Here is a 26,645-nt window from a genome sequence, read left to right as displayed (position 1 = left end):
GCAGTCAGTGTTATCAAATCACCATATTCAGCAGCAGGCAGCCTACCAGACCGCACACCGAGATAATGGTTTCCAGCATCGACCAGGACTTGATGGTCTCACCGATAGTCAGGTTAAAGTACTCTTTGAACAGCCAGAAGCCCGGATCGTTCACGTGAGAGAAAATCACACTACCGGAACCAACCGCGATAACCATCAACTCTGGGCTGACGCCAGTTGTTGCAATCAGCGGCGCAGCGATACCGCCCGCAGTAATTGCCGCAACGGTTGCGGAACCCAGCGCGATACGCAGTACGGCGGCAATAGACCAGGCCATCAGCAGCGGGGAAATATTGGTTTCGTGCATCATGGAGGCGATATATTTGTCCACGCCACTGTCTACCAACACCTGCTTGAACGCACCGCCACCACCGATGATTAGCAGCATCATGGCGATGATTTTGATCGAAGAAACCAGCGTGTCGTTAATTTGATCCATTGAGCGACCACGGTTCAGACCAAAGGTGAACATCGCGATTAGTACGGCAATCAGCGTTGCCATTACCGGGTCACCTAAGAACTCTGCTACCGGCAGGAAAGCGTGACCTTTCGGCAGGATCATTTCAGCGATGGCTCGCATTGCCATCAGTACAACCGGAACCAGAGAAGTCCAGACGCTGACGCCAAAGCTCGGCATCTCTTCTTCACTAAAGGTTTTCGCGCTGTACAGGCCTTCCGGGATCGGCTTATCAATGCCTTTCAGCACGCGAGCGTAAACCGGACCCGCGAGAATAACGGTCGGGATTGCCAGAATAGTACCGTACAGCAGGGTTTTACCCATATCGGCATTGAAAATGGTTGCAATCGCAGTCGGGCCAGGATGCGGTGGCAGGAAGCCGTGGGTTACGGAAAGCGCAGCGGCCATCGGTACACCAACATACAGCAGCGGGATATTTGCAGCAGCGGCGATGGTAAACACCAGCGGCAGCATCAGTACGAAGCCCACTTCATAGAACAGGGCAAAACCGACGGTAAAACCGGTCAGTACCACTGCCCACTGAATGTGCTTTTTACCAAATTTGGCGATCAGCGTGGTGGCGATACGTTGTGCGCCGCCGCAGTCTGCCAGCATTTTGCCCAGCATTGCGCCAAAACCCATGATCAGGGCAAGGCTACCGAGCGTTCCGCCGACACCGGCTTTGATAGAGCCAATAACTTTATCCAGCGGCATCCCTTGCATTAATCCAACAGCAAGCGCCACCAGGACGAGAGCGATGAAGCCGTTCATTTTGAAGCGGATCATCAGGAGTAATAACAAGATTACACCGATAGCAACAATGACTAATGGCATGATTTACCTGGCCTTTAATTTGTTATGGGTAACGTCAGGTTTCTGACGACAAATCCTGGTTGTCCCAACTGGGAACAGAGATATAACGGCACCACGGCTGATGACTCCTAAAACGAATTAGTGTCGTCAAATGTTATGAGTGTGTTTGGTGCCCATGAGAATGATACGGGTAACATTATGCGCTTGAGAATCACCAGAGCGGGGTAAATTTAAATTATGAGAGGTTGGTCATATTATCGTGGGGAAATGAAGGGATTAGATTTACTGAGGTAATGCCGTGCCAACGTCTGGCACATGTTCAACGTAGCCCGATAAGACGCTTTAACGTCGCATCGGGCAATCTACAAAAGAGGGGGATAACTTAGTAGTAAGAGTGTTCGCCGCGCTGGTGTTCGGTGAGGTCACGTACACCTTTCAGTTCCGGGAATTCGTTCAGCAACTGCTTTTCGATCCCTTCTTTCAGCGTCACGTCGACCATGGAACAACCGTTACAGCCGCCGCCAAATTGCAGAATGGCATAACCGTCTTCGGTGATTTCCATCAGCGAGACACGACCACCGTGACCGGCAAGCTGCGGGTTAATCTGCGATTGCAGCATATACTCCACGCGCTCCATCAGCGGCGCATCGTCAGCCACTTTACGCATTTTGGCGTTCGGGGCTTTCAGCGTTAGCTGAGAACCCAGTTGGTCGGTAACAAAATCAATCTCTGCATCTTCCAGGTAAGGTGCGCTTAGTTCATCAACATACGCGGTCAGCAGGTCAAATTTCAGGGCGGTATCGGTGGCTTCTACGGCGTCTGGCGGACAATAAGATACGCCACATTCAGCGTTAGGCGTGCCAGGGTTAATCACAAATACGCGGATTTGTGTCCCTTCTTCCTGGTTTGCCAGCAGTTTGGCAAAGTGCGCTTGTGCAGCATCGGAAATACGGATCATAGTAATGGCCTAATAGTTGACTATTTTAGTTGGTTATAATACGCCCATCATCGAGGCTCTACAAGGTTCGACAAAGGCACCAGACCTGGACTGTCGCCGCACCATTGCGTAAAAGCAACTGCGCAATCTCTGCGACGGTACTTCCGGTGGTAACGACATCATCCACAATCACCATATGGCGACCTTGCACGGGCAATTCAAGGCGAAAGGCATTTTTCAGGTTGCGCTTGCGCAGCCGGGCACTGAGGAAATGCTGGGTCGCAGTGGCTCTTATACGCGTGACGGCGTCGCTATCCCATTGGCAGTGCAGCCAGCGCGATAAAGGCTGGCACAGCAAATCGCTTTGATTGAATCCCCGACGCCAGTGGCGGCGCTGCCATAACGGAACACTGACGATACGATCCGGCAGTTGTAATCCGGTAGTCCGATGGGCGTGTAAGACTTCTAATAGTAACAGACGTGACAGGCCGCTGGCGATTTCACTACGTCGCAAAAACTTAAGCTGGTGAATGAGCGGGCTTAATGGAGGTGCATAGTTGGCAACAGTGATCAGTCTTTGCCACGGTGGCGGTTTTTTCAGGCAGCGACCGCAGGGAAGATGTGAGTGTGAAGCCGGTAATCCACACTGCGGGCATAACGTTTTATGTGTACGTGCGGCGCGGGAGCAGACAGAACAGATTCCCCAATGACCTAACGCCAGCGGCATTCGGCATAGCCAGCATAATCCCGGTACTGTTAGCATATATTCATCCTTGTGAGTCAAAAGAGAACAATAGCGGATGAATAACATCTGGTGGCAGACCAAAGGTCAGGGGAATGTTCATCTTGTGCTGTTGCACGGATGGGGACTGAATGCCGAAGTGTGGCGTTGCATCGATGAGGAACTCAGCTCGCATTTTACGCTGCATCTTGTTGATCTGCCTGGCTTCGGGCGCAGCCAGGGATATGGCGCGATGTCGCTTTCTGACATGGCGGAATGCGTGCTGCAACGGGCACCGAATAAAGCCATCTGGTTGGGCTGGAGTCTGGGCGGGCTGGTGGCAAGTCAGATTGCGTTAACCCATCCCGAGCGTGTTCAGGCGCTGGTTACCGTAGCTTCGTCACCGTGTTTCAGTGCTCGTGATGAGTGGCCGGGGATAAAACCGGACGTGCTGGCGGGTTTTCAGCAGCAGCTAAGTGAAGATTTTCAGCGTACAGTGGAACGGTTCCTTGCACTACAAACGATGGGCACGGAAACGGCGCGTCAGGATGCGCGAGCGCTGAAGAAAACCGTTCTGGCGTTACCGATGCCGGAGGTTGACGTGCTTAATGGTGGGCTGGAAATTCTGAAAACGGTCGATCTCCGTCAGCCGTTGCAAAGCGTACAAATGCCGTTTTTGCGCTTATATGGCTATCTTGACGGTCTGGTGCCGCGCAAAGTAGTGCCAATGCTGGATGAACTATGGCCTCACAGCAAATCATATATCTTCGCCAAAGCGGCTCATGCGCCGTTTATTTCGCATCCGGATGAGTTTTGTCACCTGCTGGTGGCGTTGAAGCAGAGGGTGTAGGTGGTAAGTAAGGGCAAATTATTGTGGGTCGATTAAATTTACCAGTTTACCGAGTACCTTACTAATCAATGTTTCATCGGCAACGGTATGAAATTTAGCGCCACGGGCAATAAGATCGACAGCTTTTAGCTGGTGACAAAGCACAACGCCATGCAGGTTACCGGTTTGCGTATCATGGGGGAGGACGTTCACCGTCACCCCTGTGGAACGTGCTGCATTTGCCTCTGTTGAAATCGGACAGCACATAGCAACTTTTAAGACATTGTTGAGTTCTTTGTCTGTTACCACAATGCAATAATGTGGACCCCGAAGTTCATGCCCGGCAACCGGAGCAGGGTTAAAATACCAGATCTCACCACGATGTGGCGTCCGTGCCTTTACCATGCTTCATTACCTTTTTTCCCTTCTGCCCATCCTTCTGTCGACTGATTTAGCTCCGTAATTTCGCTTTCATCGATCTGGCTCAACAATTGCGCGACGGTAAGACGCCCACGCGGCTTGTGCTCTGTGGCGCGCAAATTAACGCTATCGCCTTTTTTCTCCACGGTAATCTCTGTGCCCGGTGACCAGCCAGGATCGGTGGCAAGATCTCGTGGGATAGTAACGATCATGGCTCCTCCTTGTTGCCGTAATCTTTCTGCAATAGTCATTAAACTCTCCTTTGTTTTATCAATGGATAATTTCTTTAAGCTCCTCCATCGTCAGGCTGGTAAATAAGATTATGTCTTCGTGGGGGATACCCGCTTTCAGCATCGTTTGGGCAATATCCAGGGCTTCCAGGCGTCGTCCTTGCTGTACACCTTGCTGTACACCTTGTTGTACCCCTTGACGATGTCCCTCCTGCCGCAATCTTTCCGCAATAGTCATTAAACTCTCCTTGTGTTTCGGTGAACGTTTGGCCACATCATCGATAAAATCGTTAAAACGTACCGCATCGCCTGTTTGTAGTATGTAATTAAACAGCCCTTTGATTTGTCTGTCATTAGCGTATCCACTACTTAATAAGCAGACCATTTGCTCTACCAGTCCCATCAGGTCGCGTTGACGAATATGTTTTTGAATTAACTCCAGCAGCGCCATGCGTCGGTGTTGCATGATTTCATCATCAGGCATGACGGTGACATCAATCAGCGGAAATGCAGAGGCATAAAGCTGCCTTGCCAGGTTGGGATCGGCGAAACAATCCAGCCAACACAGCGAATAGGGATAGGGGCTTTCAATACCATGGTAAAACAACAACGGCACCACCATCGGCAACGTTTTGTATCCGGCATCCAGGTGATTTTGCATTGCGGCAATGGCGTAACGCATCATGCGAAATGCGATCAGTTTGTTTGAGGTGCTTTGATGTTCAATCAGGCAATAGATGTATCCTGGTCCTTGCTCGGTTTTCACCGACCACAGCACGTCAGAGTAGCTTTCACGCAGATCGTCATCAATAAAACTGCTCGACTCCAGCTTGAGGGTTTTCATATCACAGAGCGCGTGAATGGGGGCCGGTAAATGGAACGCAAGAAAATCGCGCGCCGTGTCCGGTTGGCGTAAAAAGAGTTTGAACAGTGCATCGTGTGGGGTGGAACTCTGCTTTTTGCTCATGGCGTTCCTTCACCTGTTGTTTGAATGCCGCGACTCTACGCGCCACTCCACACCTGTGCATTAGCCAGTTTTCATCCCTGCGAGACTCTTTCAGAGGAATTTACGTCGTGCTGCAAGAGTTGCATTTTTATGGAAAGTGGCACGCAAAAAAGCCCGGTAGCAAACGCATACCGGGCTTTTCAAAACAGGTGGTGGAACAATGTTGTGGAACAATGTTAACGCAACGCCCACCACTCACGCAGACAGGCTTTTCCTTCCGGGCAGCTTTTGCAACTGCCGGAGAGGCAGCCGTCAGGTTCTTCCTGAATTCGCACGGCTTTGCCCATACTTTCCAGTTGTTGCAGCATTGCGTTAATCATCGGTTGTGGAGTGTTCAGCGTCTGGCTGATTTGGGCCGCTTCCATACGGCCCCGTAACGCCAGCAAATCACGCACCTGGATGAGCGAAGCCATTGCCGTATCCTTAGTGGCAATCGCCAGAGGTGCTGGCTGCGCAGCAACTGCTTACCGATTTGCGCGTTGCCAGCAGTTCGATATCAACCCGGCTACGCGCGCGACGCAGCAGGCCAATGACCACGATGTTAAACAGGATCACCGCCAGAATGCACACCAGACTGTAGGTTGGGTGCTGGCTGTAGCTGGCAACCTGATAGAACAAGGTGGCGAGCGAGTAAGCGATATTCAGCCCCCACAGGATGGAGAAGCCCATCCAGCCACGGCTTGATTCACGAGCGATGGCGCCCATTACCGAGATGCACGGTACATACAGCAGGACAAAAATCAGATAGCTGTAAGCTGCTGCCGCGCTACCGAATTTTTGATCCATCACGCCCATCGCCCCGGTGCCCATTTCACCGTCGCCTTTGCTGGCTTCAATTGGGTTCATCAGTACGCTAAGGCTAAAGGTGTCTTTCAGACTCTGCCAGGTTTCATCTACCGCGCTGAACAGCTCTTCACCAAGGTTGAATTCCGCCGGATTGAACTCTTCGTCCTGAATATTTTCTGCGGTGTAGAGGGTGTTGAGCGTACCCACCACCACTTCTTTCGCCATGGCACCCGTGAACAGGCCAACCGTTGCCTGCCAGTTATCTTCATGTACACCAATTGGCTTGAAGACCGGGGTGATCACACGGCTGACAGAAGCCAGCGCTGAGTCGTTGATGTTGTCGACGATTTTCCCGCTTAGCGAGAAGCTGTTGAAGGCACTCAGGAAAATACTGACGATGATAATCACTTTACCGGCGCGCAGAACGAAACCTTTCAGACGCTGCCAGGTCTGGATAATCAGGCTCTTAACGTGTGGTACGTGGTATACCGGCAACTCCATGACAAACGGCGTCGCTTCACCGCGCATGATGGTGTATTTGAGCATCAGGCCAGTCAGCACAGCCATCACGATACCCAGCATATACAGTGAGAACACAGCCAGCGCGCCGTTCTGCCCAAAGAACGCAGCCGCAAATACCGCGAAGATTGCCAGACGTGCGCCGCAGGACATAAATGGAGCCATCATGATGGTCATCAGGCGTTCACGCGGTGCATCAAGGGTTCGCGCGCCCATCACCGACGGCACGTTACAACCGAAGCCAACAATCAATGGCACAAAAGATTTACCCGGTAATCCCAACGCCTGCATCAGACGGTCCATCACAAACGCCGCACGCGCCATATATCCGGAGTCTTCCAGGAAGGAGAGGAACAGGTACATCATGCCAATTTGCGGCACCAGTGGCAGAACGGTGTTAATGCCACCACCCAGGCCCTGGGCGAGGAAGATAGTCAGCCAGTCCGGGAAGTGGAGTGTGTAACCAATCCACTGAATACCATGTACAAACAGCGCCACGGAACCGACGTCAAACAGCGGTTGTAGCGCCCCGCCGATATTGATAGCCAGCAGGAACATCAGGTACATCACAAAGAGGAAAATCGGCAGACCAAGGAATCGGTTAAGCACGATTTTATCTACGGCAGTGGTGAAACGGCTGGGTTCTGCCGTCAGGGTGTTGCTCACCACATCACAGATGGCGGCAATACACTGGTAACGCGCATCGGCAATGTGTAGCGCCGGATCGTCCATCTCATTACGCAGACGGGCGAGAGCAGCATCCAGATGCTGCGATGCTTCACCAGCGTAGGCGCGGCTGTAAATATCGCCTTCCAACATTTGCAGACCCAGCCAGCGGCGATGTTTCAGCGGGATGTCGGACGGCATCACTTTCGCCAGTGCGTCGGCTTCATTGATTAGCGGTTGGGCGTAATGCACCAGTTCTACATTCTCGTTGGCTTTGTAGCGGTCAATTGCCAGTTTCAGCGCTTCAATACCACGACCACGAGTGGAGACCAGTGGAACCACCGGGCAGCCAAGACGCGCCGCCAGGGCATCAATTTCAATGCGAATATTTTGCTTCTCGGCAATGTCGAGCATGTTCAGTGCCACGATGCACGGAATACCCAGCTCCAGTAGTTGCAGCGTCAGGTAAAGGTTACGTTCAAGGTTAGACGCATCCACCACGTTAATCAGCAGATCGGCATCGCCGCTTAAAATGTAGTGACAGGCGATTTGCTCATCCAGCGAAGTCTGCGAAGAGATGGTGGTCAGAGAATAAGTGCCGGGCAGATCCACCAGGGTGACCTGATGATCGGTAGTGGTGAACTGACCCTCTTTACGTTCGACGGTAACACCAGCCCAGTTTCCTACACGCTGACGAGCACCGGTGAGCTGGTTAAATAAAGTTGTCTTGCCAGAATTTGGATTACCAATTAAGCCAATGGTTAATTTTTTCATTGTTATTCTCACCGTATTAACAGGAAACCGCTTCCACTTCTAATAAGGCCAGATCTTTTTTCCGTAATACCAGGCTTACACGACGGGTTTCGATATGAATAGGATCACCGAGTGGAGCGACGCGCACCACATTAAAAGAGGAGCCAGGTAACATGCCAAGAGAAAGCAGCTTCTGACGATATGCCGGGCTAATTTCACGGGAAAAGCCAGTGATTTTCCACGCAGTATCTGGGGTGTATTGCATAGGTGCCTACTTGTTTCTCGCTATACTCGTCATAATTCAAATTGCATGTGCTGCGGCTTCGGTCGCTCACCCCAGTTACTTACTGGAGTAAGTACCCGGGGACTCTCTCACTTGCCGCCTTCCTGCAACTCGAATTATTTAGAGTAAAACTGGTTAACTACCTCATGGGGCGTTTGACAGCGACATGAGACCAGATGATTCGCCAACGAAGGAGAGATTAAATAATCAACAGTACAATGATAATGAGAATGGTTTCTATCAGCAATACTTAAAATGTGTGCGAATGTTGGTTTAGATAATAATTTGCGCCAATGTTGATGTGGCTCAAGGTTATATCAGAGCAAAAATATAATTCGGAGGGCGAATTATTATGGCTGCTTAATGTTTTATTAAGGTTTCAATTGTTAATGATGTGATAAATATTAGCGGAATATATTGTGGTTTTGGCTGTGGAATAAAAATACCGGAGCCAGGCAAGTGCACGGATGGTCCCCTCGCCCCATCGGGGAGAGGGCTGGGGAGAGGGGGGAAAGTTGTGCCTGTTTTGACCCGCAAGCGAGTTTGTCAGCAATCTCAAATGCCGGAGATGTTCTCCGGCACTTTTATGTCAGTTAAGGCGTTTATTGCCAGATGCGGCGTGAACGCCTTATCTGGCCTACGAACCCGTGCAAAGCTGAACCGTAGGCCAGTCATAGTGTTTAACGCTTTTTACCCATTGCTGCTGCCAGCGCATCCATCATCGCGCTGTTACCGGCAGGCTGCGTTTCACGGCCACGCGGTTTTGCTGCCGGGCGGTTGTTTTGCGGACGATCGTTACCGCCGCCACGACGGACATTGGTTTCACCAGGCTGTTCGTCCAGGCGCATGGTCAGGGCGATACGTTTACGCTGGAGATCCACTTCCAGCACTTTCACCTTCACAATGTCACCCGCTTTCACCACGGTGTGCGGATCTTCCACAAACTTATTCGACAGGGAAGAGATGTGAACCAGACCGTCCTGATGTACGCCGATATCGACAAACGCGCCAAAGTTGGTGACGTTGGTGACTGCACCTTCGAGGATCATACCCGGTTGCAGGTCGTTCATTGTCTCGACGCCATCGGCAAACTGAGCGGTTTTAAATTCCGGACGCGGGTCGCGACCCGGTTTTTCCAGCTCTTTGATAATGTCAGTTACCGTCGGCACACCGAATTTCTCATCGGTAAAGTCAGAGGCTTTCAGGTTACGCAGTTCGCTGCTGTTACCCATCAGATCTTTCAGAGCCTGTTGCGTTGCCGCCAGAATGCGTTCGACCACCGGATAGGCTTCCGGGTGAACGGTAGACGCGTCCAGCGGGTTATCGCCGTGGTTAATACGCAGGAAGCCCGCACACTGCTCGAAGGCTTTAGGCCCTAAACGGCTAACTTTTAACAATTGCTGACGGTTTTTGAATTGCCCATTCTCATCGCGCCAGGCAACGATGTTTTGTGCCATCATGCGCGTCAGACCCGCCACGCGAGTTAACAGCGGAACAGAAGCGGTGTTGAGATCGACGCCAACGGCGTTTACGCAGTCTTCCACCACTGCATCCAGTTTGCGAGCCAGTTGTGTCTGGCTGACGTCATGCTGATACTGACCCACGCCGATGGATTTCGGATCGATTTTCACCAGCTCCGCCAGCGGATCTTGCAAACGACGGGCGATAGATACCGCGCCACGCAGAGAAACATCGAGATCCGGGAACTCCTGTGCTGCCAGTTCGGAAGCAGAGTAAACCGATGCGCCTGCTTCGCTGACGATCACTTTTTGCGCCGTCACTTTCGGGAACTGCTTCTGAACGTCGAGATAGAAACGCTCGGTTTCGCGGGAAGCCGTACCGTTACCAATCGCCACCAGTTCAACGTTATGTTTTTCACACAGAGCAGCAACGGTCATCGCTGCTTTTGCGGCCTGCCCGGTGTGCGGATAAATGGTGTCGGTTGCCACCAGTTTACCGGTCGCATCGACTACCGCTACTTTTACCCCGGTACGCAGACCCGGATCGAGGCCCATCGTCGCACGCAGCCCGGCAGGAGCCGCCATCAGCAGATCATGTAGGTTACGGGCAAAAACGTTGATTGCTTCATCTTCTGCGCGTTCGCGCACGGTGCCCATCAGTTCGGTTTCCAGATGCATCAGCACCTTGATGCGCCAGGTCCAGCTCACCACGCCCTTGCGCCAGCTATCCGCCGGAGCATTGTTCAGGCGCAGGCCGAGGTGATCCATAATGATTTGTTCGCAATAGCTCTCTTTCGGTGGCTCGTCGAACTGCGGATCGGCATTCAGCGAAAGCTGGAGTACGCCTTCATTACGCCCACGGAACATCGCCAGCGCGCGGTGAGAGGGCACCGTTGACAGCGGTTCGTGATGATCGAAATAGTCGCGAAATTTTGCCCCTTCCTCTTCTTTACCGCTCACTACGGTTGAGACCAGATGTGCGTTCTTCCACAGATAATCACGCACTTTCGCCAACAGGGCGGCATCTTCGGCAAAACGTTCCATCAGTATATAGCGCGCGCCGTCCAGCGCGGCTTTGGTATCCGCTACGCCTTTATCAGCATCAACAAATTGCGCAGCGGCAATTTCCGGCGTTTGCGATGGATCGTTCCACAACAGGTCAGCTAACGGCTCAAGACCTGCTTCAATGGCGATTTGCCCACGGGTGCGGCGTTTAGGTTTGTAGGGCAGATAGAGGTCTTCGAGTTCGGTTTTGCTCAAAGTGGCGTTGATGGCATTCGCCAGCTCATCGGTGAGTTTACCTTGCTCAGAAATGGACTTGAGGATCGCCTGACGTCTCTCTTCCAGCTCGCGCAAATATCCCAGACGCGTTTCCAGATTACGCAACTGCGTGTCATCCAGACCGCCGGTGATTTCCTTACGATAACGTGCGATAAACGGCACGGTATTCCCTTCGTCAAGCAGGCGAACGGCGGCTTCAACCTGTTCCGGGCGCGCCTGAATTTCACCCGCAATAATGCGGCAGAACGAATCATTCATCATGGTTTGAGTTCATCTTTTCGGATCAAAAATCAGGGGATAGTTATACGGACTGGCTGGCAAAAATGCCAGCCATCGGCAGGAGGTTAAGACTCTTCCTTATGGTTTCACGTACTCGATGGCATTAACATACCAGCTCGCTTCCCCGGCAGGGGTATTCACCACCGCCAGATCGCCAACCTCTTTTTTCAGCAATGCGCGGGCCATTGGGGAATCAATAGAGATGTAATCTTTACGGCCAAAAATTTCATCGTAGCCGACGATACGAAAACGGTGGGTAACACCATCGTCGTTTTCAATCTCCACCCACGCGCCAAAGAACACTTTGCCTTCCTGCTGCGGGGAATAATCGACGATTTTTAGATTTTCCATGCATTTAGTGAGGTAGCGCACGCGGCGGTCGATTTCACGCAGGCGCTTTTTATTATACTGATAGTCAGCATTTTCGCTGCGGTCGCCCAGACTTGCAGCCCAGGTCACCTTTTTTGTGACCTCGGGGCGTTCTTCACGCCAGAGATAATTGAGCTCTTGTTTGAGTTTTTCATACCCTTCCCGGGTAATCAGGGGCGTTTTCATCTCGTTGATTCCCTTTGTCTGTTTGATAATGCGCACATTGGGTATAACGTGATCATATCAACAGAATCAATAATGTTCCGCCGAATAAATTGTATACTTAAACTGCTGTTTAATATGCTTTGTAACAATTTAGGCTGAAATTTATACCAGATTTAGCTGGTGACGAACGTAAGCTTTTTTAAGAATACACGCTTACAAATTGTTGCGAACCTTTGGGAGTATAAACAATGCAAGAGAACTACAAGATTCTGGTGGTCGATGACGACATGCGCCTGCGCGCGCTGCTGGAGCGTTATCTCACCGAACAAGGCTTCCAGGTTCGAAGCGTCGCTAATGCAGAACAGATGGATCGCCTGCTCACCCGTGAATCTTTCCATCTTATGGTACTGGATTTGATGTTACCTGGTGAAGATGGCTTGTCGATTTGCCGACGTCTTCGTAGCCAGAGTAACCCGATGCCGATCATTATGGTGACGGCGAAAGGGGAAGAAGTTGACCGTATCGTTGGCCTGGAGATTGGCGCTGACGATTACATTCCGAAACCGTTTAACCCACGTGAACTGCTGGCTCGTATTCGTGCGGTACTGCGTCGTCAGGCGAACGAGTTGCCGGGCGCGCCGTCGCAGGAAGAAGCGGTAATTGCTTTCGGTAAGTTCAAACTTAACCTCGGTACGCGCGAAATGTTCCGTGAAGATGAGCCGATGCCGCTCACCAGCGGTGAATTTGCGGTACTGAAGGCGCTGGTCAGTCATCCGCGTGAGCCGCTCTCCCGCGATAAATTGATGAACCTTGCCCGTGGACGTGAATATTCCGCAATGGAACGCTCCATCGACGTGCAGATCTCGCGTCTGCGCCGCATGGTGGAAGAAGATCCGGCGCACCCACGTTACATTCAGACCGTCTGGGGTCTGGGCTACGTCTTCGTGCCGGACGGTTCTAAAGCATGAGGCGATTGCGCTTCTCGCCACGAAGTTCATTTGCCCGCACGTTATTGCTCATCGTCACCTTGCTGTTCGTCAGCCTGGTGACGACTTACCTGGTGGTACTGAACTTCGCGATTTTGCCGAGCCTTCAGCAGTTTAATAAAGTCCTCGCATACGAAGTACGTATGTTGATGACCGACAAACTGCAACTGGAGGACGGCACGCAGTTGGTTGTGCCTCCCGCTTTTCGTCGGGAGATCTACCGTGAGCTGGGGATCTCTCTCTATTCCAACGAAGCTGCCGAAGAGGCCGGGCTGCGTTGGGCGCAACACTATGAATTCTTAAGCCATCAGATGGCGCAGCAACTGGGCGGTCCGACGGAAGTTCGCGTCGAGGTCAACAAAAGCTCGCCTGTCGTCTGGCTGAAAACCTGGCTGTCGCCCAATATCTGGGTGCGTGTGCCGCTGACCGAAATTCATCAGGGTGATTTCTCCCCGCTGTTCCGCTATACGCTGGCGATAATGCTGTTGGCGATAGGCGGCGCGTGGCTGTTTATTCGTATTCAGAACCGACCGTTAGTCGATCTCGAACATGCGGCTTTGCAGGTGGGTAAGGGGATTATTCCTCCGCCGCTGCGTGAATATGGTGCTTCGGAGGTGCGTTCGGTTACCCGTGCCTTCAACCATATGGCGGCTGGTGTCAAGCAACTGGCGGATGACCGCACGTTGTTGATGGCAGGGGTGAGTCATGACCTGCGCACGCCGCTGACGCGTATTCGCCTGGCAACGGAGATGATGAGTGAGCAGGATGGCTACCTGGCGGAATCGATCAACAAGGATATCGAAGAGTGCAATGCCATCATTGAGCAATTTATCGACTATCTACGCACCGGGCAGGAGATGCCGATGGAGTTGGCCGATCTTAATGCCGTGCTTGGTGAGGTGATTGCTGCGGAAAGTGGCTATGAGCGGGAAATTGAAACCGCGCTTGAGCCGGGCAGCATTGAAGTAAAAATGCATCCGCTCTCCATCAAACGCGCAGTGGCAAATATGGTGGTGAACGCCGCCCGTTACGGCAATGGCTGGATTAAAGTCAGTAGTGGTACGGAGCCGAATCGCGCCTGGTTCCAGGTGGAAGATGATGGTCCTGGTATTGAACCAGAGCAGCGTAAGCACTTATTCCAGCCGTTTGTCCGCGGCGACAGCGCGCGCACCATTAGCGGAACGGGGTTAGGGCTGGCAATTGTGCAGCGTATCATCGATAACCATAACGGGATGCTGGAGCTCGGCACCAGCGAGCGAGGCGGGCTTTCCATTCGCGCCTGGTTGCCTGTACCGGTCACGCGAGCGCAGGGCACGACAAAAGAAGGGTAAAAAAATGGGAGGCGATGAGCCTCCCGTTTTTTTCGCTTCTAATACATTATGCTCACAACACGAGAATATAGACTCATCGTGTTGATAAGATTATTCAACTTCCATATTGCTACTTACATTGCAAAAACCAACTTGATGAAGGTGAGCTATTTCACGAACTTTTTTCAATGCGTCATCTGCTACAGACCAGCTAAATGCCATATAGATAATATTTTTTCCAATTGAATAGTCGGTCAAATAAACATCTAATCCTGACTCATCCAGCTTATCGAACTGTTCGTCATCGGGGGCATCCGGCCCATTTAAATTAGGGAAGGTTTGAATCAGAGTTGAGTAAAAATTTCTAAGGGCGGGGCTGCTTATTTCTGAATTATTGTAGTCGTGTTGTTCACTCCACGAAGTTTGCTTCTCATACCATTCCATAAAAACAGCCGGATCTTGTGGGGCTGCACTACGTTCAAACACCATTAAATCGTAGCTCATTGATGCTTCCTTTCTACTATAAAAAATCCCCCGTATCTTGCGAAACGGGGGCTTTTGTCTCTTAACTTAACTGATTACAGCTTCGGGCCAGCAGCGACCAGCGCGGCACCCGCAGGGGTGTCGGTGTATTTATCGAAGTTGTCGATAAACAGTTTCGCCAGCGTTTCAGCTTTTTCCTGCCACTGTTCCGGGGAAGCGTAGGTGTTACGCGGATCGAGGATCTTCGTGTCTACGCCCGGCAGCTCGGTTGGGATCGCCAGGTTAAACATCGGCAGGGTGAAGGTTTCTGCGTTATCCAGCGAACCGTTCAGGATGGCATCGATAATGGCGCGGGTATCTTTAATGGAGATACGTTTGCCAGTGCCGTTCCAGCCGGTGTTAACGAGATATGCCTGCGCACCCGCCGCCTGCATACGTTTCACCAGCACTTCTGCGTACTGAGTCGGGTGCAGCGACAGGAATGCCGCGCCGAAACAGGCAGAGAAGGTTGGCGTCGGTTCGGTGATGCCACGCTCAGTACCGGCCAGTTTGGCGGTGAAGCCTGAGAGGAAGTGGTACTGGGTTTGATCGGCAGTCAGGCGAGAAACCGGCGGCAGTACGCCAAAAGCATCTGCGGTCAGGAAGATCACTTTAGTCGCGTGGCCCGCTTTGGAGACTGGCTTAACGATGTTTTCGATATGATAGATCGGATAAGAAACGCGGGTATTCTCGGTTTTTGAACCATCATCAAAGTCGATAGTGCCATCTTCACGCACGGTGACGTTTTCCAGCAGCGCATCGCGACGGATGGCGTTGTAGATTTCGGGTTCTGCTTCTTTCGACAGCTTGATGGTTTTCGCGTAGCAGCCGCCTTCGAAGTTAAATACGCCGTCATCATCCCAGCCGTGCTCGTCATCGCCAATCAGGCGACGTTTCGGGTCGGTGGAAAGGGTGGTTTTACCGGTGCCGGAAAGGCCGAAGAACACCGCAACATCGCCTTTCTCGCCAACGTTGGCGGAGCAGTGCATGGAGGCAATGCCTTTCAGCGGCAGCAGGTAGTTCATCATTGAGAACATCCCTTTCTTCATTTCGCCGCCGTACCAGGTGCCACCAATCAACTGCATGCGCTCAGTCAGGTTAAACGCAACGAAGTTTTCAGAGTTCAGACCCTGTTCTTTCCACTGCGGGTTGGTGCACTTCGCGCCGTTCATGACGATAAAGTCTGGTTTGAAATCTTCCAGCTCTTCATCACTCGGGCGAATAAACATGTTCTTGACGAAATGCGCCTGCCAAGCCACTTCGGTGATGAAACGCACGGAAAGGCGAGTGTCCGGGTTAGCGCCACAGAAAGCGTCAACGACAAACAGGCGTTTGCCGGAAAGCTGTTTGGTCACCAGGCCTTTCAGATGCTGCCAGGTTTCCGGAGAGAGAGGTTTGTTGTCGTTCTTACCTTTGCCTTTGTCGGCCCACCAGAAGGTATCGCGGGTAGTATCGTCACGGACGATATACTTATCTTTTGGTGAGCGGCCGGTGAAGATCCCGGTATCGACGGCAACAGCACCCAGGTTAGTTAACACCCCGCGCTCATAACCGGTCAGGTTTGGATCAAGCTCTTCCTGATACAACAGATCATAGCTTGGGTTGTAAACGATATCATGTACGTCACTGATACCATAAGCCTCGAGTTCTTGCGGGGTCAAACCATTGTTAACGCGCATTTCACTGCTCCTTAGCCAATATGTATTGCCTGAATAGTAAAGTCTTTTTGGGGGTGTTAACCGCGACAAGGCTCATAGATTTACGTATCTGGAGAAATTCATATTTGACAAAAAACTCCGTGATTCCTGTCACGAAACGGTTGCTATTATCGCAGAAATAGCATTCCCGGTGTGGAAAATGTTCTTAAAAGGTTAAAAATTGGTTTATATGGCAGGGATATTGTGAGCGTAATCGCATTCATTTATGAAACTGATGAAAATTCAATAGATAAAGTATCGATTCACCACGCTAACTTTTTTTGATTATTTTCTGAAAAAAGCAAATTAGTCCTGCCTGGATGCGATAATTAACTCTCCTTTCGAATCTGGATACCAACATGGACAACGTTGAACTTTCACCCGTAACACGCTGGGGAATGGTTGCTACCGGATTACTCCAGGGGCTGGTTTGCTACTTGCTGATAACCTGGCTTGCCGGAAAAAATAACAGTTGGATTGTCTATGGTGTGCCTGCGACCCTGGCGCTTTCATCTGTTTTACTCTTCACCGTGGTGTCCTTCAAACAGAAGCGACTTTGGGGATGGTTGGCGATAGTGTTGATTGCCACTCTCGGGATGAGCGGCTGGCTGAAGTGGCAAATTGATGGCATGAGTCCCTGGAGAGCGGAAAAGGCGCTTTGGGATTTTGGTTGTTATCTGCTGTTGATGGGAGTGATGTTGCTGCCGTGGATACAACAGAGCCTGCGTGTGCACAATGACATTACCCGCTATAGCTATTTTTACCAGTCGGTATGGCATAACGTACTTGTATTATTAGTGATTTTTATCACCAATGGCCTGACGTGGCTGGTGCTTTTACTGTGGAGTGAGTTATTTAAACTTGTTGGCATCACGTTTTTCAAAACGCTCTTTTTTTCAACCGACTGGTTTATTTATCTTACGCTGGGGCTGGTTACTGCGCTGGCGGTGATCCTGGCGCGGACACAGTCACGTTTAATTGACTCAATTCAAAAGTTGTTCACGTTAATTGCCACGGGTTTACTGCCGTTGGTGTCATTGCTGACGCTGCTGTTTATTATCACCCTGCCGTTTGCGGGCCTGAATGCGATTTCTCGCCATATCTCTGCCGCCGGGTTGCTTTTGACGCTGGCCTTTTTGCAACTGCTTTTAATGGCCGTTGTCCGCGATCCGCAAAAAGCATCAATTCCCTGGGCTGAACCGTTGCGTTACCTGATTAAAACCGCTCTGCTGGTTACGCCGCTGTATGTGCTGATTGCCGCCTGGGCGTTATGGTTGCGGGTTGCTCAGTACGGCTGGACTGCCGAACGCTTGCATGGTGCGCTGGCTGTGGTGGTGTTACTGGTTTGGTCGCTGGGATATTTTGTCAGTATTGTCTGGCGTAAAGGGCAAAATCCCCTTGTTCTTCAGGGTAAAGTGAATCTTGCGGTTTCGTTGCTGGTGCTGGTGATACTGGTATTGCTTAATTCTCCAGTGCTGGACAGTATGCGCATTAGCGTGAACAGTCATATGGCGCGTTATCAGAGCGGCAAAAACACGCCAGACCAGGTGAGTATCTACATGCTCGAACAGAGCGGTCGCTATGGACGTGCGGCGCTCGAGTCGCTGAAAAGCGATGTCGAGTATATGAAAGAGCCGAAACGCAGACGGAGTCTGCTTATGGCGTTTGATGGAGTCCAGCGTCTTCAGCAGCGGATATCGGAAAAAGCATTAGCCGATAATGTATTAATTGCCCCAGGTTCTGGCAAACCGGATGCGACATTCTGGTCGGCAGTGATGAAAAATCTCTATAACGCGATGATATGTATTGAAAAAGACGCCTGTGTACTGGTTGAGCAAGATCTGAATAGTGATGGCAGGGCTGAGGGGATTCTTTTCGCTTTTAATAGTGAAAGATATATTGTTTATGGCTTTGATCCTGACAAGAAAGAATGGCAAGAGCTTACGATGAGTTTACTTCCGCGCGAAATAACGAAAGAAAAATTACTCACTGCTGCGAAGGAGGGAAAACTGGGGACGAAGCCTAAAGCGTGGCGCGATCTTACGGTGGATGGTGAAACGCTGGATTTGAATCTGAATGAGTGACAACGCGCATCTGATTTTTGCCGGATTCGGTGCGAACGCCTTATCTGACCTACAATAACTTGCGATTTATACCGTAGGCCTGATAAGCGCAGCACATCAGGCTATTAAGACAAAAAATCCGGCAGAGTTGTCTCTGCCGGATTTACTAATTAATGAACCTGCGGGTCTGCCGGAGATGCGTTGTTGCGGATCCCGGCAATATCCATCGCATTGAACACATAGTGGTTACCACAGTAATCACAATGCATGTCAATTTCGCCTTCTTCCGCCAGGATGCTATCTACTTCTTCATCCGGCAGCGTTTTCAGCGCGTCGGCGCAACGTTCACGCGAGCAGGTGCATTTGAACTCAACATCCTGCGGATCGTAAACCGTCACTTCTTCTTCGTGATACAAACGCCACAAAACCTCGTTTGCCGGTAAGGTCAGCAGTTCTTCGGTTTTGATGGTTTCGGTCAGTGTCGCCAGGTGATTGAAGTCATCCTGCTGGGCATTTTGCGCAGGCATCACCTGCAACAGCATGCCGCCAGCGGCAGGCTTACCATCTACTTCGCCGGTGCGAATAAACAGGCGCGTCGGCAACTGTTCAGAACGCATAAAGTAATCTTCCAGGCAAGCTGCCAGGGTATCACCTTCCAGACCAACGACGCCCTGATAGCGTTCGCCTTCGCTCGGCGTAATGGTAATTACCACATAACCGTTACCGACCAGCGTTTTCAGATCGGCATTTTCTGGAATTTCGCCCTGCACGCGTGCGACGCCGCGCATCTGCTGTTTGTTGTTTCCGTTGATGACCGCCAGATTCATCGGGCCGTCGCCTTGTAGTTGCACGGTGATATCACCATCAAACTTCAGTGTAGCGGTCAGCAGGCTGGTTGCGACCAGCAGTTCTGCCAGCACGTTTTTCACCGGCTGCGGATAATCGTGATTCTCAAGGAGCTGTTGCAGGGTTTCCGAAACGGTTACCAGTTCGCCGCGCACGGCAAAGTTTTCAAACAGATAGCGATGTAATTGGTCATGTTGCGGCATAATCATCTCTCTTGCAGGTGACAGTTATTCACTGTCGCCGTGTTTAAATCGTAACAGGTCGCGGCGCTCTTTTTTGTCCGGGCGTCGGTCCGGGTGCGGCATGGTTAAGGCATTAAGTTTACGTGCCAGCGCCATTTTTTCGCGTTTCTCTACACTTTCCGCAGTCTCTTCATACAGCAAGACCGCCTCGCTGGCGGGGCGACGCTGCTCAGTAATCGCCTTCACAATTACTGTTCGCTCGTCATTTCCCTGGCGCAGTGTGAGCGTGGCATTCAGTTCGACGACTTTACTCGGCTTGCTGCGCTGCCCGTTGTAATGCACCTTACCGCCTTCAATCATTTCGCGGGCCAGCGCGCGGGTTTTATAAAAACGGGCGGCCCATAGCCATTTATCCAGTCGAACCTCAACAGCAGGTTTTTCTTTCATGGCGTCTCCTTCACATTAGCGAGGGGATCAGGCGGCGGTAGTCATTCAGTGACGGATGGCGCTCATACTGTTTTTCAGCAATCCCTGAGTCGGGATTAGTAACGCCGAGGCAGTAACGAATACCAAATTGCGCGGCAGCGTCGAGAATCGCTTCGCTGTCATCAATAAACAGCGTTCTTTCAGCTTTCAGACCCGTAGCTTCGGCCACCGCATGCCATAACCGCTGATCCTCTTTCGGATAACCAAATGTGTGGGTGGAAAGTAATAAATCAAGGTGTGCGTCCAGACCGGTATGCTCGAGTTTTACCGCCAGATTGTGCGGATGGGCGTTAGTGAGCAAAATTCGCCGCTTGCCGCTGGCTTTCAGAGCTTCAAGAAACGGAATGGTATCTTCACGCAGCACGGCGCGTGGCCCCATTTCGGTGGTCATCGCGCAAATATCCAGGCCCAGTTGCTCACTCCAGTAATCAAGACAGTACCAGTTTAGCGTATGCTGCACGTCGTGATATTGCTGGCGCATATATTCCATCGCTTCTTGTGGCGTGACACCGTTCTGCGCGCCCCAGGTTTCGGGCACCAGCTTTTGCCAGAAATAGTTATCGAAAGCGAGGTCGAGCAGTGTGCCGTCCATATCCAGCAGAACGGTGTCTACGTCCTGCCAGGCAATGTTGATATGCATGGGGGAATCTCCAGAGTGAAGCAATTTGCGCGACAGGGTAGCATAACCTGCCGCGCAAACGTGTTATTCGATGAGGCTTTCTGAAGATGTCAGCAGTTTCGAATTCAGGCAGTTTTCGTAGTATTCCTGAATTTTTAGCATACGGGTACGGTGACGCTGGCATCGTCGCCAGGCCTGCACGCCATTATAGATGGTGCTGCCCAGCATCGTTAGCAACAGCAATGTCGTGCCCAGATAGCGCCACAGTCCGGAGCGATCCGGGATGGGGTGCAGGCCGATATGCTGCGTGCCGTTGGCGTCGGTGAAAATTTTGGTGACGATCCCCTCGGCGTTAAAAGGCGTATGCATCAACATTTGTGCCAGCTTCTGGAAGGCGTTCCACTGCTCTTGTGGCGGATAATCATAAAGCGAAACCGCAGGCCACGGTTGATCGACTAAATCACTGCCTTCGTCGCTGACAATCAGGAATCCTCCCGGTGCCGGGCTATTCAGTGATTGCGCCGCTCGCGCCGTTTCATGAGTGATGAATGGTGCTGTAGAGGTTTCCACCAGGTTATCGAGTGATTCTGCACTCACCGGGCGGAGTAACACATTGACACCGTCGAGTTTTCCGGCGTTGGCGCGTTTTACCAGTGCGTCCCAGTCCTTACTGTTGCCGAGATTTACCAGCGCATTTTTCAACCGTACACAATCATCTTTGGCAGCACAGAGATCAGCCGTCTTCAGCACAATGTCGCCAAAGTCATCAAGCAGTACCATGCCGGATTTCTGAATTGCTGAACGCAATGAGGCGCTGACGCGAGATTCATCATCCGGTTTCGGGTGCAACTGGCGGTTTACTGCCTCGGTCAGTGCCGTGGCCTTGTTGACCAGTTCAGACTCTGGTAATGGCAATGAACGGGCGTCATTCCAGATGATCTGCGAGCAGTCAAATGGCAAAAACGGTGAATTGGTTTTCGCGCTCCAGGTGCCGGAAGTGCGGATATTACACATCCCTGTACCGCTAAGACGTAAGGTATCGCCTACACGTACTCCGGCATCTGCCAGTTGTTTAACGCTGGTGGCCTCAATGGTCTGCGCGCCTTTCATCCAGGAGAGGGTGAATTTCAGCGGCATATCCAGCGGGATCCAGAACAGCAGCATAAACAGCACCAGCAGCGATCCGGCAGCGATAACCGTACTGCGTAGCCAGTGTTGCAGCGGGAAGTTTTTCACTTCGTCATGCAGCGAAAGATAGCGTCCCTGGCGTACCACATGCCGATCAAGGTAGATATCGATATCCGTTTGCTGCCCCAGATCCTGGGCAATATAAGGCTGCCAGTGCGCGGGATAGACCAGGTCGATAATACCGAGCGAGATATTGTTGATTTGTTCCTGATCGTTTTCGCCAAATAATCCCCAACGACGCGGCGTACCACGCAGACAGTGGATCTCCCGCAGGGATGATTTTGCCGGCGGCGCAAATAGCCCCCACAGGCCTGCTCCCAGCAGCAGTAATGCGCCACCAGCCAGCCACGGAACAAAGACATCCGGGGTAATCAGGCAGAAAAAGAACATCAGGAAGGAGGCGACAATCAGTAACGCTTCACGCAGCCCACGCGGGCGACTAAGCGCATACTCTTCGTGCGTTTCTTTGCGAATATTGAGTAATTCAATTTGTTCGCTTTCTTCTCCGCGAATAGACGCCTGCGTTGACGGGACTGGCTGTAACGCATAGCCGCGAGTTTCCTGCATGTACTCTTGCAGCGTATGACCGTTGAGTGAAATAACCAGCGGCAGCGAATCGGTATGGATCAGTTCAACGGTATTTTCATCGTTGATGTACTGCTCCCAGAACGGGGGCAGGTGGACTTCCACCGAATCGAGATAGTAACGCCATTTGTTTGGATCGTCGGTAGAAATGCCATAACGCGTGATGGCGTGCGTCAACATCATGACGTTGTTGCTTTCGGCGTTCAGGGTCAGAGAAACAGGAGCCGTGCTGGCACCCGTTGGGCCGGGAACCTGCAAAACCTGCGTCAGACTGTCGAGATAATTTTCAACGGCGCTACGTTCTTCAGAAGTGAGTTTGCGCGTTTGCGCATCAGCGAAGGCGTTAGCCCAGGACAGTGGACGTCGCCTGGAGCGTACTTTTATCAGCCATCCTGCAAGTAGTGAGCAGGCCAGCAAAGCAGCTAAAAAAATCACAATGGTGCTCATGCTTTCCCCATCTTACTTAATTTGTCAGGTGTGGTTAGTCGCATCCTGGACACAATATAGGATTCTGCGGTTGGCTATCGGCAAGCGTGGAGTTGAACTTGAGCATCATTAAGCGCATCCCAGTAACCGCTGATCATAGCAAACCCTCTGAGGGCGGAATATCAGCAAATTCCTGGACTTATTTCAACCTATTGACTTTTTATTTGATTTGAGAATGATTATTTATTAGGTTACGTAAATGTAAATAACATGCAATTCACATTGCCGAAAGCGTGTCCGATATCGCACAATAACTGCTGATTTCACAGCATAGATTCCACGATGAGCAAATCATTACAAAAACCCACCATTCTGAATGTTGAAACTGTAGCCCGTTCCCGATTGTTTACCGTCGAAAGCGTGGATCTGGAGTTCAGCAACGGCGTGCGGCGTGTTTATGAACGAATGCGTCCAACCAACCGGGAAGCCGTGATGATTGTGCCGATTGTGGACGATCACCTGATTTTGATCCGCGAATACGCAGTGGGAACTGAATCCTACGAGTTAGGATTTTCGAAAGGGTTAATTGACCCCGGTGAAAGTGTCTATGAAGCCGCTAACCGCGAGCTAAAAGAAGAAGTGGGATTTGGTGCGAACGATCTGACTTTCTTGAAGAAGCTCAGCATGGCACCGTCTTACTTTTCCAGCAAAATGAATATCGTGGTGGCGCAGGATCTCTACCCTGAATCGCTGGAAGGCGATGAGCCAGAGCCGCTGCCGCAAGTGCGCTGGCCGCTGGCGCATATGATGGATTTGCTCGAAGACCCTGATTTCAACGAAGCGCGCAATGTCAGTGCGCTGTTCCTGGTACGTGAGTGGTTGAAGGGGCAGGGGCGGTTGTAAATACGTGAGGCTTGCCTGATGCGCTACGTTTATCAGGCCTACGCGGTTCCTGCAATATATTGAGTGTTCACGATTTTGTAGACCAGATAAGGCACTTGTGCCGCATCCGGCAAAAAAAGCCCGACAACATTAACGTTGCCGGGCGTCGTTTTTAGAACAATTCCTGCGCCTCACCATTATCGATAATGGTCGTTCCCACCTCGCGCACCGCCTGCTGTGTAGGCTGCGTACCTTCGATGAAATACTCTTCGCGGCTGTTGCCACCATTAGCCAGTTGCCCGGTGCTGCGATCGATATTCACCGTCACAATGCCTGGTGGCGGTGTCAATGGTTGTTCCGGCACGCCTTCCAGCACGGCTTTCATATAAGCATCCCATGCTGGCTGCGCGCTCTTCGCTCCACCTTCATAACCCGAGATCTGATCTTTAATCGCGCCGGAAGCCGTGGTGTGGCCGAGATTGCGGCGGTGATCGTCAAAGCCAATCCATACCGAGGTCACAACGCCTGGACCGTAACCCGAAAACCACGCATCTTTCGAGCTGTTGGTTGTCCCGGTTTTCCCGCCAATATCATGACGTTGTAAATCACGGCCTGCGCGCCAGCCGGTGCCCTGCCAACCTGGTTCACCAAAGATATTGGTGTTCAGGGCGCTCTTAATCAGGAATGCCAGCGGTGTGCTGATGACGTGCGGTGCGTACTCTGGCGCGCCAGTCTTCGCCACTAATGTCTGATTAGCCTGCTCCAGTTGCGGCATTGGAACGGAAACATTCTGCTGCGAGCGAGAGGTAGCAACATCTTCAACGTCGCTATTTTCCAGCACGTTCGATTTTTGCGTATCACCGTAAATCACCGGAATATCACATTCCGGGCAGGCTACTTTCGGTTTAGCTTCGAAAATCACGCCACCCTGGTCGTTTTCAATTTTGCTGATAAACCAGGGGTCAACCAGGAAGCCACCATTAGCCATCACTGCGTACCCACGCGCCACCTGTAGCGGCGTGAAGGAAGCAGAACCCAGCGCCAGCGATTCAGTGTGGACAATGTTTTGTGCCGGGAAGCCGAAGCGTTGCAAATACTCTGCGGCATAGTCCACGCCCATCGCACGCATCGCTCGTACCATTACCACGTTTTTCGACTGACCCAGCCCCTGGCGTAAACGGATTGGACCGGCATACTGCGGTGGTGAGTTTTTCGGCTGCCAGTCTGAACCCGCGCCTGCATCCCAGCGGGAAATCGGCACATCGTTCAACATACTTGCCAGCGTCAGACCTTTATCCATCGCTGCGGTGTAGAGGAAAGGCTTGATATTCGAACCAACCTGACGCAGCGCCTGGGTGGCGCGGTTAAATTTGCTCTGGTTGAAGTCAAAGCCACCGACCAGCGCCATAACCGCGCCGTTTTGTGGATTGATAGATACCAGCGCAGAGTTCACTTCCGGCACCTGTGCCAGCCACCAGGCATCGCCCATCTGGCGAACCCAGATTTGCTGACCTGTTTGCACAACATCGCTCACTTTACGCGGCGTCGGTCCCTGCTGAGTATCTGAACGATAAGGCCGCGCCCAGCGCACTCCTTCCATTCGCAGCGTTACAGATGTTCCGTCCGCCAGCATTGCTGTCGCTTCCTGCGGGTTGGCGCGGGTGACCGCGGCAGGCAGCAGCGGACCATAGGTCGGCAGCGCCTTCAGCGTATCGGTAATCTTTTTGTCATCCCACGCTGACTCACCTGCTTTCCACAGCACATTGGCTGGGCCGCGATAGCCATGACGCATGTCGTAGTCCAGAACGTTATTACGTACTGCTTGCTGTGCGGCCTGCTGCACTTTGCGGGTAATGGTAGTGTAAATGCGATAACCGTCTTCATAAGCGCTTTCGCCGTAACGGTTATACATCTCCTGGCGTACCATTTCGGTGAGATACGGCGCTGAGAAGGCGATCTCCGGTGCGTGATAGTTGGCGTTAACCGGCTCAGTGCGTGTCTGAGCGTACTGCTGTTGAGTGATATACCCTTCGTCCAACATTCGCGACAGCACGACGTTCCGTCGCGCAACGGCACGATCCATAGAGTAGAGCGGGTTGAAGGTGGAGGGGGCTTTCGGTAGCCCGGCAATCACCGCCATTTCGTTCAGCGTCAATTGATCGACCGTTTTACCGAAATAGACTTGTGCCGCAGCACCGACACCATAGGCGCGGTAACCGAGGTAAATCTTGTTCAGATAAAGCTCGAGGATTTCGTCTTTCGTCAGCAACTGTTCAATACGAATCGCAAGGAAGACTTCCTTAATTTTACGCATCAACGTGCGTTCTGGACTCAGGAAGAAGTTTCTCGCCAGTTGTTGGGTGATGGTGCTCGCCCCTTGTGATGCGTGGCCGGAGAACAGCGCCACGCTTGCCGCACGGAAGATCCCCACCGGGTCAACACCGTGATGCTCGTAGAAGCGGCTGTCTTCCGTCGCAATAAAGGCTTTCACCATTTCCGGCGGGATTTGATCCAACGTAACCGGAATACGACGTTTTTCACCGTATTGAGCAATTAGCTCGCCATCGGCACTGTAAATCTGCATCGGAATTTGCAGGCGTACATCTTTTAATGTCGCCACATCCGGCAGTTGTGGCTCGATGTAGCGGTAGAGGCCATAAATCGAGCCTGCTCCCAGCAGAATGCAACAGACTGCAAGGATCAATAAATACTTTACGAACTTCACTGGAAATTTCCCATTTAGTTTCATTTGGGCAGTTTATAAACAAACGCGCGGTAGTATAAAGGCAAGCCAGACGCATTGATATACCCGTCAGAGTGACGGGGGATAAGGAGATCAT

General features: G+C 51.7%; 23 protein-coding genes. 5 read left to right on the top strand and 18 right to left on the bottom strand.

The features are described from left to right. Positions 1–13: 13 nt before the first annotated feature. The 3 genes from gntT to gntX form a co-directional block, all read right to left on the bottom strand. Complete coding sequence (gntT, locus tag BEA93_RS09265) at positions 14–1,330, bottom strand: gluconate transporter (protein ID WP_001131743.1); 1,317 nt, start codon at positions 1,328–1,330, stop codon at positions 14–16. Positions 1,331–1,691: 361 nt separating this feature from the next. After that, positions 1,692–2,267, bottom strand: coding sequence for a Fe-S biogenesis protein NfuA (nfuA, locus tag BEA93_RS09260; protein ID WP_000619389.1), 576 nt, complete (start codon positions 2,265–2,267; stop codon positions 1,692–1,694). Between the two features lie 58 nt (positions 2,268–2,325). Next, a complete protein-coding gene (gene gntX, locus BEA93_RS09255) occupies positions 2,326–3,009 on the bottom strand; it encodes a DNA utilization protein GntX (protein WP_001517237.1) in 684 nt (227 codons plus the stop codon). A 37-nt stretch (positions 3,010–3,046) separates the two neighbouring features. Between gntX and bioH the strand changes: the two genes are divergently transcribed. After that, complete coding sequence (gene bioH / locus BEA93_RS09250; RefSeq protein WP_001060066.1) at positions 3,047–3,817, top strand: pimeloyl-ACP methyl ester esterase BioH; 771 nt, start codon at positions 3,047–3,049, stop codon at positions 3,815–3,817. 18 nt (positions 3,818–3,835) lie between these two features. On the opposite strand, the gene BEA93_RS09245 is transcribed toward bioH, so the two are convergent. The 8 genes from BEA93_RS09245 to greB form a co-directional block, all read right to left on the bottom strand. Then, positions 3,836–4,201 carry a type II toxin-antitoxin system PemK/MazF family toxin gene (locus tag BEA93_RS09245; protein ID WP_105224506.1) on the bottom strand — a complete coding sequence of 122 codons (366 nt, stop codon included), beginning with the start codon at positions 4,199–4,201 and terminating at the stop codon, positions 3,836–3,838. Beyond that, positions 4,195–4,467 (bottom strand): AbrB/MazE/SpoVT family DNA-binding domain-containing protein, encoded by a 273-nt coding sequence (locus BEA93_RS09240; RefSeq protein ID WP_032141466.1) that lies wholly within the window; start codon positions 4,465–4,467, stop codon positions 4,195–4,197. The genes BEA93_RS09245 and BEA93_RS09240 overlap by 7 nt, the downstream gene beginning before the upstream one ends. A 19-nt stretch (positions 4,468–4,486) precedes the next feature. Next, the gene (gene rpnA, locus BEA93_RS09235; RefSeq protein ID WP_105224507.1) at positions 4,487–5,413 is read right to left on the bottom strand and encodes a recombination-promoting nuclease RpnA; all 927 of its coding nucleotides are present in this window, start codon (positions 5,411–5,413) and stop codon (positions 4,487–4,489) included. A 215-nt stretch (positions 5,414–5,628) separates the two neighbouring features. Further along, positions 5,629–5,865, bottom strand: a complete 237-nt coding sequence (gene feoC / locus BEA93_RS09225; protein ID WP_000157586.1) for a [Fe-S]-dependent transcriptional repressor FeoC — start codon at positions 5,863–5,865, stop codon at positions 5,629–5,631. A 10-nt stretch (positions 5,866–5,875) separates the two neighbouring features. Beyond that, positions 5,876–8,197, bottom strand: coding sequence for a Fe(2+) transporter permease subunit FeoB (gene feoB, locus BEA93_RS09220; RefSeq protein ID WP_000737036.1), 2,322 nt, complete (start codon positions 8,195–8,197; stop codon positions 5,876–5,878). Between the two features lie 16 nt (positions 8,198–8,213). Further along, entirely contained in the window at positions 8,214–8,441 is a 228-nt protein-coding gene (feoA, locus tag BEA93_RS09215) for a ferrous iron transporter A (RefSeq protein WP_001200455.1), read from the bottom strand. Positions 8,442–9,139: 698 nt separating this feature from the next. Continuing rightward, on the bottom strand, positions 9,140–11,461 hold the full coding sequence (locus tag BEA93_RS09205; protein ID WP_000980770.1) for a Tex family protein: 2,322 nt from the start codon (positions 11,459–11,461) through the stop codon (positions 9,140–9,142). A gap of 96 nt (positions 11,462–11,557) precedes the next feature. Next, entirely contained in the window at positions 11,558–12,034 is a 477-nt protein-coding gene (greB, locus tag BEA93_RS09200) for a transcription elongation factor GreB (RefSeq protein WP_001517234.1), read from the bottom strand. Positions 12,035–12,261: 227 nt separating this feature from the next. On the opposite strand from greB, the gene ompR reads away from it, so the two are divergent. Both ompR and envZ read left to right on the top strand, forming a co-directional pair. Next, positions 12,262–12,981, top strand: coding sequence for an osmolarity response regulator transcription factor OmpR (gene ompR, locus BEA93_RS09190; protein WP_001157751.1), 720 nt, complete (start codon positions 12,262–12,264; stop codon positions 12,979–12,981). After that, positions 12,978–14,330 carry a two-component system sensor histidine kinase EnvZ gene (gene envZ / locus BEA93_RS09185; RefSeq protein ID WP_001253702.1) on the top strand — a complete coding sequence of 451 codons (1,353 nt, stop codon included), beginning with the start codon at positions 12,978–12,980 and terminating at the stop codon, positions 14,328–14,330. Before ompR ends, envZ begins: the two co-directional genes overlap by 4 nt. Before the next feature lie 90 nt (positions 14,331–14,420). On the opposite strand, the gene BEA93_RS09180 is transcribed toward envZ, so the two are convergent. Beyond that, positions 14,421–14,813, bottom strand: a complete 393-nt coding sequence (locus BEA93_RS09180) for a hypothetical protein (protein WP_016249283.1) — start codon at positions 14,811–14,813, stop codon at positions 14,421–14,423. 74 nt (positions 14,814–14,887) lie between these two features. After that, positions 14,888–16,510: a phosphoenolpyruvate carboxykinase (ATP) gene (gene pckA / locus BEA93_RS09175; protein ID WP_001517232.1), complete on the bottom strand. Its 1,623-nt coding sequence runs from the start codon at positions 16,508–16,510 to the stop codon at positions 14,888–14,890. Positions 16,511–16,887: 377 nt separating this feature from the next. Between pckA and BEA93_RS09170 the strand changes: the two genes are divergently transcribed. Beyond that, positions 16,888–18,612: a DUF4153 domain-containing protein gene (locus BEA93_RS09170; RefSeq protein WP_105224508.1), complete on the top strand. Its 1,725-nt coding sequence runs from the start codon at positions 16,888–16,890 to the stop codon at positions 18,610–18,612. A 149-nt stretch (positions 18,613–18,761) separates the two neighbouring features. Here BEA93_RS09170 and hslO read toward each other — a convergent pair whose 3' ends face one another. The 4 genes from hslO to igaA form a co-directional block, all read right to left on the bottom strand. Beyond that, the gene (hslO, locus tag BEA93_RS09165) at positions 18,762–19,640 is read right to left on the bottom strand and encodes an Hsp33 family molecular chaperone HslO (protein ID WP_105224516.1); all 879 of its coding nucleotides are present in this window, start codon (positions 19,638–19,640) and stop codon (positions 18,762–18,764) included. A 24-nt stretch (positions 19,641–19,664) separates the two neighbouring features. Beyond that, the gene (gene hslR, locus BEA93_RS09160; RefSeq protein WP_000660493.1) at positions 19,665–20,066 is read right to left on the bottom strand and encodes a ribosome-associated heat shock protein Hsp15; all 402 of its coding nucleotides are present in this window, start codon (positions 20,064–20,066) and stop codon (positions 19,665–19,667) included. A gap of 10 nt (positions 20,067–20,076) precedes the next feature. Then, positions 20,077–20,745, bottom strand: a complete 669-nt coding sequence (gene yrfG, locus BEA93_RS09155; RefSeq protein WP_000547898.1) for a GMP/IMP nucleotidase — start codon at positions 20,743–20,745, stop codon at positions 20,077–20,079. A 63-nt stretch (positions 20,746–20,808) separates the two neighbouring features. Further along, positions 20,809–22,944: an intracellular growth attenuator protein IgaA gene (gene igaA / locus BEA93_RS09150; RefSeq protein WP_105224509.1), complete on the bottom strand. Its 2,136-nt coding sequence runs from the start codon at positions 22,942–22,944 to the stop codon at positions 20,809–20,811. 321 nt (positions 22,945–23,265) lie between these two features. Here igaA and nudE point away from each other — a divergent pair, with 321 nt between their 5' ends. Beyond that, positions 23,266–23,826: an ADP compounds hydrolase NudE gene (gene nudE / locus BEA93_RS09145; protein ID WP_000045743.1), complete on the top strand. Its 561-nt coding sequence runs from the start codon at positions 23,266–23,268 to the stop codon at positions 23,824–23,826. A 151-nt stretch (positions 23,827–23,977) separates the two neighbouring features. On the opposite strand, the gene mrcA is transcribed toward nudE, so the two are convergent. After that, positions 23,978–26,530 carry a peptidoglycan glycosyltransferase/peptidoglycan DD-transpeptidase MrcA gene (gene mrcA, locus BEA93_RS09140; RefSeq protein WP_016262610.1) on the bottom strand — a complete coding sequence of 851 codons (2,553 nt, stop codon included), beginning with the start codon at positions 26,528–26,530 and terminating at the stop codon, positions 23,978–23,980. Positions 26,531–26,645: the final 115 nt, after the last annotated feature.

Origin of the sequence: Escherichia sp. MOD1-EC5950, from assembly GCF_002965345.1 — a bacterium.
Taxonomy (GTDB): domain Bacteria; phylum Pseudomonadota; class Gammaproteobacteria; order Enterobacterales; family Enterobacteriaceae; genus Escherichia; species Escherichia marmotae.
Note: the sequence above shows the minus strand (reverse complement) of the source record. Positions and strands in the feature narration are given on the sequence as shown.

Bases quoted from the DNA above. Each gene is read 5' to 3' on its own strand.
- gntT (WP_001131743.1), bottom strand. From the start codon at position 1,330: ATGCCATTAGTCATTGTTGCTATCGGTGTAATCTTGTTATTACTCCTG.
- nfuA (WP_000619389.1), bottom strand. From the start codon at position 2,267: ATGATCCGTATTTCCGATGCTGCACAAGCGCACTTTGCCAAACTGCTG.
- gntX (WP_001517237.1), bottom strand. From the start codon at position 3,009: ATGCTAACAGTACCGGGATTATGCTGGCTATGCCGAATGCCGCTGGCG.
- bioH (WP_001060066.1), top strand. From the start codon at position 3,047: ATGAATAACATCTGGTGGCAGACCAAAGGTCAGGGGAATGTTCATCTT.
- BEA93_RS09245 (WP_105224506.1), bottom strand. From the start codon at position 4,201: ATGGTAAAGGCACGGACGCCACATCGTGGTGAGATCTGGTATTTTAAC.
- BEA93_RS09240 (WP_032141466.1), bottom strand. From the start codon at position 4,467: ATGACTATTGCAGAAAGATTACGGCAACAAGGAGGAGCCATGATCGTT.
- rpnA (WP_105224507.1), bottom strand. From the start codon at position 5,413: ATGAGCAAAAAGCAGAGTTCCACCCCACACGATGCACTGTTCAAACTC.
- feoC (WP_000157586.1), bottom strand. From the start codon at position 5,865: ATGGCTTCGCTCATCCAGGTGCGTGATTTGCTGGCGTTACGGGGCCGT.
- feoB (WP_000737036.1), bottom strand. From the start codon at position 8,197: ATGAAAAAATTAACCATTGGCTTAATTGGTAATCCAAATTCTGGCAAG.
- feoA (WP_001200455.1), bottom strand. From the start codon at position 8,441: ATGCAATACACCCCAGATACTGCGTGGAAAATCACTGGCTTTTCCCGT.
- BEA93_RS09205 (WP_000980770.1), bottom strand. From the start codon at position 11,461: ATGATGAATGATTCGTTCTGCCGCATTATTGCGGGTGAAATTCAGGCG.
- greB (WP_001517234.1), bottom strand. From the start codon at position 12,034: ATGAAAACGCCCCTGATTACCCGGGAAGGGTATGAAAAACTCAAACAA.
- ompR (WP_001157751.1), top strand. From the start codon at position 12,262: ATGCAAGAGAACTACAAGATTCTGGTGGTCGATGACGACATGCGCCTG.
- envZ (WP_001253702.1), top strand. From the start codon at position 12,978: ATGAGGCGATTGCGCTTCTCGCCACGAAGTTCATTTGCCCGCACGTTA.
- BEA93_RS09180 (WP_016249283.1), bottom strand. From the start codon at position 14,813: ATGAGCTACGATTTAATGGTGTTTGAACGTAGTGCAGCCCCACAAGAT.
- pckA (WP_001517232.1), bottom strand. From the start codon at position 16,510: ATGCGCGTTAACAATGGTTTGACCCCGCAAGAACTCGAGGCTTATGGT.
- BEA93_RS09170 (WP_105224508.1), top strand. From the start codon at position 16,888: ATGGACAACGTTGAACTTTCACCCGTAACACGCTGGGGAATGGTTGCT.
- hslO (WP_105224516.1), bottom strand. From the start codon at position 19,640: ATGCCGCAACATGACCAATTACATCGCTATCTGTTTGAAAACTTTGCC.
- hslR (WP_000660493.1), bottom strand. From the start codon at position 20,066: ATGAAAGAAAAACCTGCTGTTGAGGTTCGACTGGATAAATGGCTATGG.
- yrfG (WP_000547898.1), bottom strand. From the start codon at position 20,745: ATGCATATCAACATTGCCTGGCAGGACGTAGACACCGTTCTGCTGGAT.
- igaA (WP_105224509.1), bottom strand. From the start codon at position 22,944: ATGAGCACCATTGTGATTTTTTTAGCTGCTTTGCTGGCCTGCTCACTA.
- nudE (WP_000045743.1), top strand. From the start codon at position 23,266: ATGAGCAAATCATTACAAAAACCCACCATTCTGAATGTTGAAACTGTA.